This is a genomic window from Pseudomonas sp. FW305-7, from assembly GCF_058786735.1.
On the sequence record NZ_JBYSZA010000006.1, the window covers coordinates 270184 to 279342 of the forward strand.

The 9159-nt window shown below is 57.2% G+C and carries 10 protein-coding genes; 5 read left to right on the forward strand and 5 right to left on the reverse strand.

Annotated features, from left to right (window positions below):
* Positions 1 to 6: 6 nt before the first annotated feature.
* Positions 7 to 570, reverse strand: a complete 564-nt coding sequence (gene msuE / locus AC3WMT_RS11120) for an FMN reductase (protein ID WP_103304831.1) — start codon at positions 568 to 570, stop codon at positions 7 to 9.
* Positions 571 to 959: 389 nt separating this feature from the next.
* On the opposite strand from msuE, the gene AC3WMT_RS11125 reads away from it, so the two are divergent.
* The 4 genes from AC3WMT_RS11125 to AC3WMT_RS11140 all read left to right on the forward strand — a co-directional run bounded on the left by AC3WMT_RS11125 (position 960) and on the right by AC3WMT_RS11140 (position 5169).
* A complete protein-coding gene (locus AC3WMT_RS11125) occupies positions 960 to 1217 on the forward strand; it encodes a hypothetical protein (protein ID WP_103304819.1) in 258 nt (85 codons plus the stop codon).
* Between the two features lie 100 nt (positions 1218 to 1317).
* Positions 1318 to 1932, forward strand: a complete 615-nt coding sequence (locus tag AC3WMT_RS11130; protein ID WP_103304820.1) for a LysE family translocator — start codon at positions 1318 to 1320, stop codon at positions 1930 to 1932.
* Positions 1933 to 2137: 205 nt separating this feature from the next.
* A complete protein-coding gene (locus tag AC3WMT_RS11135; protein WP_103304821.1) occupies positions 2138 to 3304 on the forward strand; it encodes an aminotransferase class V-fold PLP-dependent enzyme in 1167 nt (388 codons plus the stop codon).
* Positions 3305 to 3360: 56 nt separating this feature from the next.
* A complete protein-coding gene (locus AC3WMT_RS11140) occupies positions 3361 to 5169 on the forward strand; it encodes an aminopeptidase P family protein (RefSeq protein WP_103304822.1) in 1809 nt (602 codons plus the stop codon).
* 48 nt (positions 5170 to 5217) lie between these two features.
* Here AC3WMT_RS11140 and AC3WMT_RS11145 read toward each other — a convergent pair whose 3' ends face one another.
* Both AC3WMT_RS11145 and AC3WMT_RS11150 read right to left on the reverse strand, forming a co-directional pair.
* Entirely contained in the window at positions 5218 to 5814 is a 597-nt protein-coding gene (locus AC3WMT_RS11145; RefSeq protein ID WP_103304823.1) for a 2-hydroxychromene-2-carboxylate isomerase, read from the reverse strand.
* 37 nt (positions 5815 to 5851) lie between these two features.
* Positions 5852 to 6580, reverse strand: a complete 729-nt coding sequence (locus tag AC3WMT_RS11150) for an SDR family oxidoreductase (RefSeq protein WP_103304824.1) — start codon at positions 6578 to 6580, stop codon at positions 5852 to 5854.
* 91 nt (positions 6581 to 6671) lie between these two features.
* Between AC3WMT_RS11150 and AC3WMT_RS11155 the strand changes: the two genes are divergently transcribed.
* A complete protein-coding gene (locus AC3WMT_RS11155) occupies positions 6672 to 7235 on the forward strand; it encodes a TetR/AcrR family transcriptional regulator (protein WP_103304825.1) in 564 nt (187 codons plus the stop codon).
* Between the two features lies 1 nt (position 7236).
* Here the strand turns inward: AC3WMT_RS11155 and AC3WMT_RS11160 are convergent, their stop codons facing one another.
* Positions 7237 to 7518, reverse strand: a complete 282-nt coding sequence (locus tag AC3WMT_RS11160) for a hypothetical protein (protein ID WP_103304826.1) — start codon at positions 7516 to 7518, stop codon at positions 7237 to 7239.
* 169 nt (positions 7519 to 7687) lie between these two features.
* Entirely contained in the window at positions 7688 to 8575 is an 888-nt protein-coding gene (rhtA, locus tag AC3WMT_RS11165; protein ID WP_103304827.1) for a threonine/homoserine exporter RhtA, read from the reverse strand.
* Between the last annotated feature and the right edge of the window lie 584 nt (positions 8576 to 9159).

The following is a 9159-nucleotide window of genomic DNA, read 5'->3' on the forward strand; positions in this document are numbered from 1 at the left end:
AGCTCCTTAGGCGATCTTCAGCAACGGTTTGATTTGCGTCGCGAACAACGGCGCGGCACGCTCGGCGGCCAAGCGGATCCGCGCTTTCAATGGCTCGCTGGTGATCTGGTAATCGGCGAAATCGGCCTCGGTGGCGTACACGCCGATCGGCAGCGTCACGGCCTGGAAGAAACTGAACAGCGGGCGAAGCTGGTGATCGAGTACCAGCGCATGGCGTTCACTGCCGCCAGTAGCCGCCAGCAACACCGGTGTATCGATCAGCGCATTGAGGTCTATCAGGTCGAACAAATGCTTGAGCAGACCCGGATAGGAACCGCGATAAACCGGTGCGGCCACGATCAGCAGGTCGGCCTGTTCGATGGCTTGCAGCTCGGCTTCGACTTCCGCACTCAACTCTTGGCGCGAAAGGGCGCCACCCAGCGGACGGGCGATGTCACCGAGTTCGATCAGATGGCTCTCGATCGGCAAGTGCCCGGCCAATTCGCTCAGTAGGGCTTGGGTCAGCACCAACGTGCGCGATGGACGCCAGGTGCCGCCGGACAGGGCGACGACTTTCAGAGGACGCGACATGATCAGTTCCTTTTTCAACAGTTGCTCAGCGAGCAGTGAGTAAGTCACTGGGCTTGAGCAAGTGCTGTACCAATTCCTGGAGGGCCCGGTTTGCGGGGCATTGAGCGTTCCGGTCGGGGTCGGCTATGTGAATTAGCGGCCGGATTGTTGATCCACTGTTGCCTGGGCAACAGTTGCTGGAGCAACAGTGGCAAATGCATGCAGGGATTTATAAAGGTTGATTGATATTCCGTAAAAGAACGTTAATTGATATTTATAGATCATTAGGAGATATAGACCGGTGATGCTGATTTTCTGATAGCCACTATTGAGAGCGATGATTTTTGCGCGAGTGTGCCCGGGCGTAGCCTTTGTCCATCGACCCCCACATTGCTCGCCAGGACGCTCCCATGAATCGTTTATTGACTGTCTCCCTATTGCTCGCTGTCTCCGTTCTCTCTGGTTGCGCCAGCCATGTTTCCCCGGAATTGCGCCCCTACACCGCAGAAGAATCCCGCGAACTGGCGATGGAAGCGCTGAACCGCAGCGGTTTGTCCTTCGACGAATACCACGCGAAGAAAGCCCGATTGCTGGGTCAGTCGCAATTCGACAAGCAAGCCGAAATGAGCGCAGAACGTGCGGTACAGCTGCACGGTCGTCCAAGCTAGAAGAAAACTGTACTGCTCGAAGTTTTTCCCAACTGTCCGTGGGTTTGCCGGGCCGCGTGGGATAGGGTCAACATCTGAATGACCCTGACGGATTGAACCCATGACGCTCTCGCTTGATCTTTTGCTGGGCTTTGCCCTGTTTGCCCTTGTCACCTCGATTACACCGGGACCGAACAACACGATGTTGCTCGCATCGGGGGTTAATTTCGGTTTCAACCGAACCATCCCGCACATGCTCGGCATAACCTGCGGTTTCTTCGTGTTGGTTGTCGCCGTAGGCTTTGGCCTGGGTGCGGTATTTCAGACTTACCCGCTTCTCTACACAGTTCTGCGCTATGTCGGCGCGGCGTACCTGTTGTATCTGGCGTGGAAAATCGCGCACTCGGGGCCTGTCGGTGACAACGTCGAAGGCGACGCCAAACCGATCAGTTACCTTGGCGCTGCGGCGTTCCAGTGGGTCAATCCCAAGGCGTGGATAATGGCCATCGGTGCTATCAGCACCTATACGCCGATGCAGGGCTACTTCACCAATGTGGTCGTGATCGCCGCGGTGTTCGCCATCATCAACTTGCCGAGCGTCGGCGTCTGGGCCGCATGCGGCACGCTGTTGCGCAATGTGTTGAAAGATCCGCGCTGGCTGCGCGTGTTCAACTGGGGCATGGCGGCGTTACTGGTGATTTCGTTGTACCCGTTACTTCTCGAAAGCTTTAGCTGACGCATTGCTTCAACCGCCGGCCCGATGCCTGTTAAGCTCGGCTTCAGGAGCGTTCCTACGCACTTTTAAATGAAGTTGTTCTTCTTTAACGGCATCCGATCAGGTATTGATGACGCTCTCGAACCGACGCGCAGCTCACAAGGCTGCGCAGTGCCGTTTGCAGATACGAGCCTCCTGATCCCGGAACACGCTCTGCGAGTCTTTTATGAACATACGTCCGTTGTATTTCGATTACGCCGCCACCACCCCGGTGGACGAGCGGGTCATCCAGGTGATGATCGAATGTCTGGGGTTCCACGGTAATTTCGGCAACCCGGCCTCCAGCTCCCACGCGTTCGGCCAGCAAGCCCGGCAAACGGTCGAGCAGGCCCGCCGGCAAGTCGCCGAACTGGTCGGCGCGCAAGCCGAACAGATCGTCTGGACCTCCGGTGCCACCGAGTCCAACAACCTCGCCCTCAAAGGCGTCGCCCAGGCGCGCGGTGTGCCCGGCGGCCACATCATTACCAGCCAGATCGAACACAAAGCCATCCTCGATACCGCCCGCCAGTTGCAGGACGCCGGCATTGCCGTGACCTACCTTGTGCCGGACGCCGATGGCTTGATTACCCCGCAAGCGGTCAGCGAAGCCATGCGTGACGACACTTTTCTGGTGTCGCTGATGCTGGTCAACAACGAACTTGGCACTGTCAACGACATCCCGGCCATCGGTGAAATCGTCCGTGGTCGCGCGGCGTTGTTCCATGTTGACGCGGCGCAAGGTGCAGGTAAGGTGGCGATTGATCTGGCGCAGTGGCCGGTCGACCTGATGTCGTTTTCAGCACACAAGCTTTACGGTCCCAAAGGGATCGGCGCGCTGTACGTCGGTCCCCGGGCGCAGCAGCGCGTGCAAGCGCAGATTCACGGCGGCGGACACGAGAGCGGTTTGCGCTCGGGCACCTTGGCGACCCACCAGATCGCCGCAATGGGCGCCGCATTTGCCTTGGCCGCCGCTGCATTCGATGAAGAGAAAAAAACCATTGCCGCGTTGCGCGAACGCTTGCTTGAACAACTGCTGAGCCTGCCGGGCATGCGCCTCAATGGCAGTGCCACCCAGCGCATTCCGCATACCTTGAGCCTGACCTTCAGCGAGGGCGAATTCAACAGCGCGGCTTTGAGCCATTCGATGGCGTTTTCCGCGACTTCGGCGTGCAATTCCGCGAGCAACACGCCGTCGCATGTGCTGTTGGCCCTGGGGCATGATGCGCATCTGGCCGGGCGTACCATCCGCTTGAGCCTCGGCCGTTTCACCACTGCCGAAGACATCGACAAGGCCGCGCAACTGATCAAGACCGCCTGCGCCAGTGCTCCGGCATTCTGGGCGACAGGGCTTTAACGCGCCGGTTGTTCCGGTGACGAACAATAACGATGAAGTGATTGGCAGGAGACATGATGAGTACCCAGACTTTGACCGAAGGATCGGTTCCCCAGCGCCTGGCGCACACCCGTGAACTGATGCGCCGCGAAGGCATTCATGCGCTGTTGGTGCCGTCCGCCGACCCGCATCTGTCGGAATACCTGCCGGGTTACTGGCAAGGTCGGCAGTGGCTCTCGGGTTTCCATGGTTCGGTCGGGACTTTGATTGTTACTGACGATTTCGCCGGTGTCTGGGCTGACAGTCGTTATTGGGAACAGGCGACCAATGAGCTCAAAGGCAGCGGTATCGAACTGGTCAAGCTGCAACCGGGTCAACCGAGCCCGCTGGATTGGCTGGCTGAGCAAACACCGGAAGGTGGTGTGGTTGCGGTCGATGGCGCGGTGATGGCGGTGGCTTCCGCCCGCACGTTGGGCAGCAAGCTCGAAGCACGCGGCGCACGTCTGCGCACCGATATCGATCTGCTCAAGGAAGTCTGGAGCGATCGCCCAAGCCTGCCGAATGCGCCGATCTATCAGCATTTGCCGCCGCAAGCGACTGTCAGTCGCGGCGAGAAGCTCGCCAAACTGCGCGAGACGTTGCAGGAGCGCGGCGCCGATTGGCACTTCATCGCCACCCTCGACGACATCGCGTGGTTGTTCAATTTGCGTGGCGGTGACGTGTCGTTCAACCCGGTGTTTGTTTCGTTCGTGTTGATCAATCAACAGCAAGCCACGCTGTTCGTGGCGTTGAGCAAGGTTGATGCTGATTTGCGGGCAGTGCTGGAGGAAGACGGCGTAACGCTGCGTGATTACACCGAAGTGTCCGACGCTCTGCGTGCCGTACCGAGTGGCGCGAGCCTGCTGGTGGACCCCGCGCGCGTAACCAGTGGTCTGCTGGATAACCTCGATAGCGGCGTGAAACTGGTCGAAGGCTTGAACCCGACCACGCTGGCCAAATCGCAAAAAAGTGAAGCTGACGCCCAGCACATCCGTAAAGCCATGGAACAGGACGGCGCGGCACTCTGCGAGTTTTTCGCCTGGCTGGAGTCGGCCTGGGGCCGCGAACGCATTACCGAACTGACCATCGACGAAAAACTCACCGCTGCCCGTGAGCGTCGCCCGGATTATGTTTCGCTGAGTTTCAACACCATCGCTGCATTCAACGCCAATGGCGCGATGCCGCACTATCACGCCACCGAAGAAGAGCACGCGGTGATCGAGGGTGATGGTCTGCTGCTGATCGACTCCGGTGGTCAATACCTGGGCGGCACCACTGATATCACACGTATGGTGCCAGTCGGCACACCGACCGAAGAGCAGAAGCGCGATTGCACGCGCGTGTTGAAAGGGGTGATTGCGCTGTCACGGGCACAGTTCCCCAAAGGCATTCTGTCGCCGCTGCTCGACGCTATCGCACGCGCGCCGATCTGGGCCGAAAGCGTCGATTACGGTCACGGCACCGGTCACGGCGTGGGGTATTTCCTCAACGTGCACGAGGGCCCGCAGGTGATTGCCTACCAGGCAGTGGCGGCACCGCAAACCGCGATGCAACCGGGGATGATCACCTCCATTGAGCCGGGCACTTATCGTCCGGGCCGTTGGGGCGTGCGCATCGAGAACCTGGCGATGAATCAGGTGGCGGGGAGTAGCGAATTCGGTGAGTTCCTCAAATTCGAAACCTTGACCCTGTGTCCGATCGATACACGCTGCCTGCTGCCATCGTTGCTGACTCAGGAAGAGAAACAGTGGTTCAACGCATACCACGCTGAAGTGCGAGAGCGCTTGAGCCCGTTGCTCGAAGGTGCAGCGTTGGAATGGCTGAATACGCGTACTGCTGCAATCTGATCGTGTACAACTCAGGCGCTGAAATCAGCGCCTGAGTTTTTTGTCGATTCAGGATTGGCGTAACGCTTCCTCGACGAAGTCGAGACGATCCTGGCCGAAGAACATCTGATTGCCGATAAACATGGTTGGGGCACCGAAAACACCACGTTTAACGGCCGTCTCGGTATTGTCTTTCAATGCAGCCTTGACGGTTTCGTCGTTGGTCAACGCCAGGACTTCACCGGGATCAAAGCCGTGTTCGCTCAACACAGCGGCGACTGTAGCCGGTTCGTCCAGGCTTCGGCTTTCTACCCACAATGCGCTGAACAAGCAGTCGATAAACGCTTGAAAGCGTTCCGGCTGGCGCAGTTGTATGCCGGTGACGGCACGCATCAGTATCAGCGTATTGATCGGGAAGTGCGGATTGAACCTGAGGGGCACGCCATAGCGTTTTGCGTAGCGATCCAGGTCTTGAAACATGTACCGACCCTTGGCCGGAATCATTGCCGGAGAAGCATTGCCGGTTGCCTTGAATACGCCGCCGAGCAACATCGGGATATAGATCAGCTCGCTGCCGGTATCGGCGCAGATTTTCGGCAGCTGGGTGTAGGCCAGGTACGTGGCAGGGCTGCCAAGGTCGAAATAGAACTCCACGGTTTTCGTCATTATCGCTGCTCTCTACTTATTGTTATGGGCGGTGGATTTACCAGCGTTCGTTCCAGGGGCGCAGATCCAGTTCGAATGTCCATGCGTCCCGTGGCTGACTGTGCAGATACCAATAGTTTTCGGCGATGTGTTCGGGATTGAGGATGCCGTCCTGATCCTTGGTGGCGTACTTCTCAGGGAAACTGGTGCGGATGAAGTCGGTATCAATAGCACCATCGACCACGACATGGGCGACATGAATGTTCATTGGTCCCAACTCGCGCGCCATGCTTTGCGCCAAGGCGCGGATGCCGTGTTTGGCTCCGGCGAATGCAGCGAAACCCGACGCACCACGCAATCCGGCAGTGGCCCCGGTGAAAAGTATCGTGCCGCGTTTGCGGGTGACCATGCGTTTGGCCACCTCACGGGCGTTGAGAAAGCCGGAGAAACAAGCCATTTCCCAGATCTTGAAATACTTGCGAGCGGTTTCTTCTAGGATGCTGCAGGGCACGTTGGCGCCGATGTTGAAGACAAACGCTTCAATCGGGCCGAGGCGGGTTTCAATGTCTTCGATCAAGGCAATGACGTCTTCTTCCTTACGCGCATCGCAGGCAAAACCGTGGGCTTCGCCGCCCTCGGCCTGAATCGCCTCCACCAGTGGCTGCAATTTATCGACGCTGCGCCGGGTGACGCAGGCGACGAATCCTTCTTTGGCAAAACGCTTGGCAATCGCTCCTCCCGTCGCATCGCCTGCGCCAACTACCAATACGACCTTCTTGTTATTCATGGGTGTACCCCTTTAGTAAACGATCGTTAAGTGAACGAACGTTATGCTAGGATCCGAGTAACGTCAAGGCGGCCAATTCGAGGATCAACACATGCGTTATTCCGCCAGTCACAAACTGGAAACCCGTGAAAAACTATTGCAGAGCAGCGCGTTGTCGGCCAAACAAAACGGGTTTTCCACGGTCGGCGTCGATGGTTTGATGAAAGCCATTGGTCTGAGCGGAGCGGCGTTTTACAGTCACTTTTCCTCGAAAGATGCGCTGTTTACGGCTATCGTCGAGCGAGAGTTGGGGCAAAGCCTGGCGCGATTGGGCGGGCAGGGCGAACAGGATCGTGAACGGCTGGAACGCTGTCTCAAACACTATTTGAGCATGGCTCACGTTGAACAGCCTGAATCCGGCTGTGCTCTGCCGGCGCTGGGTGCGGAAATCGCCCGTTCGGAAATTCAGGTTCGTGAGCAGGCCGAGCTGTGGATCTGTCGGCTTCAAGAGAGTTGGGCGCGGATACTGGAGAGCGACAGCCTGGCGTGGTCGGTTCTGTCGCAGTGCGTTGGAGCTCTGGTGGTGGCGCGGATGCTGGCCACGCCGGACATTCAGCGAGCGGTGCTGAAGTCCAGTCATGACGAGATTGGTCGCCAGATCGCCAGTCTGCCGTGATCTATTTACAGATGACGATCATGCTGCGGCTGGTGTAACCGGCGGGATTGAGACCGAATGGATAATCGCCAGGCTCCTCCACGGAGTCCCCCGACTTGGCGATGACCTTATAACCTTTCGGAGCGCAGGAGTTGGCTGCGCTGGTATAGCACTTGTCCCAAGAGGACGAGAGCCCCGAACAGTTGATGTGCAGCCCTTTCTTGCCGTGCTTTACCTGGGTTTTCGAGGTCGCCGCACAGCCCGCGATTGCGAGTACGGCGATCAGTATCAAAATTCGTTTCATTACCGTCCTTATAGCGGCCGCGAGTCTGACGCTCGGGTCTGCCTGTATTCGCCTGCGCTGTAAGCGTTGTGAAATCCCTGTCCGAAAAAAATCCATGTCTGGCATTGGGTTACGGGCCTAAACATGGCCTATATGAGCGCCAATTGCCAGACCTTCGTCAAATCCTGTTTCAATCTGCCGCAATGGCGGGCTTGGCGGCACTGCCCATGGTCATGGTGGCGCCGACGGAAGCCAGAATGATGCACAGGATCGCCATCCATTGTGACAGCGTGAGGTATTCCTGCAGAAACAGCAGACCTGACAGCGCACCGAACGCGGGCTCAATGCTCATTAATGTTCCGAAGGTGCGCGCGGGAATACGCGTGAGCGCGACCATTTCCAAGGTATAGGGAAGGGCGGTAGAGAGGATGGCGACGCCAATTGCCACCGGGATCAGTGATGGTGTCAGTAGCGCGGCACCCGCATGGACGATGCCTATGGGGGCGACAAACAACGCCGCGATCATCACGCCCAGTGCTGCGGTGGTGACTCCGTTATCTGCACCGGCCTTCTGCCCGAACAGAATGTACAGCGCCCAGCAGGCACCGGCCCCCAAAGCGTAGCCGGCACCGACCAAATCGATTCCGGCGGTTGTTGCCCCCGTCGGTATCAATAGCAGCAGTCCGGTTGCAGCCAGTCCGATCCATAGAAAGTCGATTGCACGACGAGATGCATAGATGGCTACGGCCAGTGGTCCGGTGAATTCGAGGGCAACGGCGATCCCCAAAGGCACTGTGCGCAATGACATATAGAAGAGAAAGTTCATTCCACCTAGCGCCATGCCGTAGACGATCACCGTACGCAATGACTTGGCTGTCAGCTTTGCTCGCCAAGGGCGCAGCAATAACAACATGATCACACTGGCGAAGATCAGGCGCAGGGTGGTTGTTCCCTGAGCGCCAACTACCGGGAACATGCTTTTGGCCAGCGATGCGCCGGACTGGATCGATGCCATGGCTATTAATAGCAGGCCAACCGGAAACAACATTGAGGCAAGGGAGCGGGGTTGGTCATTCATTACAGGGCATCGTCCTAAATAAGAGCTGAGTGTTGTTTTAGGTGTTGGGCAATATACTGCGCATTCAGGGCTGGCGCGTCTATATATAAGCAGGCTTTTCCGGCGTTTTGATAAAAAGCGGAATTAACGGTTGACGGCAGATTCTGGAGGTCTATAATTCGCCCCACTTCCGGCGCAGTCGAAACGGAAAACTCCTTGAGATTCAATGAGTTATACGGTTTTCGATAGCGGGTTGCTTCAGTTCATCGAAGCCTGGAAGGAGTTGAAAGCGTCGTGATGTTTGACTCTTTTAACGGTTCGATCTTCTCGGTCGAAAGCGGAGAAAAAGAGGTGTTGACAACAGCGAGTAACGCTGTAGAATTCGCCTCCCGCTAACGAGAGATCGGAAGCGCAAGTGGTTGAAGTTGTTGAAGAATTCTTCGAAAACTTCTGAAAATAATCACTTGACAGCAAATGAGGCTGCTGTAGAATGCGCGCCTCGGTTGAGACGAAAGATCTTAACCAACCGCTCTTTAACAACTGAATCAAGCAATTCGTGTGGGTGCTTGTGGAGTCAGACTGATAGTCAACAAGATTATCAGCAT

Bases quoted from the DNA above. Each gene is read 5' to 3' on its own strand.
- msuE (WP_103304831.1), bottom strand. From the start codon at position 570: ATGTCGCGTCCTCTGAAAGTCGTCGCCCTGTCCGGCGGCACCTGGCGT.
- AC3WMT_RS11130 (WP_103304820.1), top strand. From the start codon at position 1,318: ATGACGCTCTCGCTTGATCTTTTGCTGGGCTTTGCCCTGTTTGCCCTT.
- AC3WMT_RS11160 (WP_103304826.1), bottom strand. From the start codon at position 7,518: ATGAAACGAATTTTGATACTGATCGCCGTACTCGCAATCGCGGGCTGT.
- AC3WMT_RS11145 (WP_103304823.1), bottom strand. From the start codon at position 5,814: ATGACGAAAACCGTGGAGTTCTATTTCGACCTTGGCAGCCCTGCCACG.
- AC3WMT_RS11140 (WP_103304822.1), top strand. From the start codon at position 3,361: ATGAGTACCCAGACTTTGACCGAAGGATCGGTTCCCCAGCGCCTGGCG.
- AC3WMT_RS11135 (WP_103304821.1), top strand. From the start codon at position 2,138: ATGAACATACGTCCGTTGTATTTCGATTACGCCGCCACCACCCCGGTG.
- AC3WMT_RS11155 (WP_103304825.1), top strand. From the start codon at position 6,672: ATGCGTTATTCCGCCAGTCACAAACTGGAAACCCGTGAAAAACTATTG.
- AC3WMT_RS11125 (WP_103304819.1), top strand. From the start codon at position 960: ATGAATCGTTTATTGACTGTCTCCCTATTGCTCGCTGTCTCCGTTCTC.
- AC3WMT_RS11150 (WP_103304824.1), bottom strand. From the start codon at position 6,580: ATGAATAACAAGAAGGTCGTATTGGTAGTTGGCGCAGGCGATGCGACG.
- rhtA (WP_103304827.1), bottom strand. From the start codon at position 8,575: ATGAATGACCAACCCCGCTCCCTTGCCTCAATGTTGTTTCCGGTTGGC.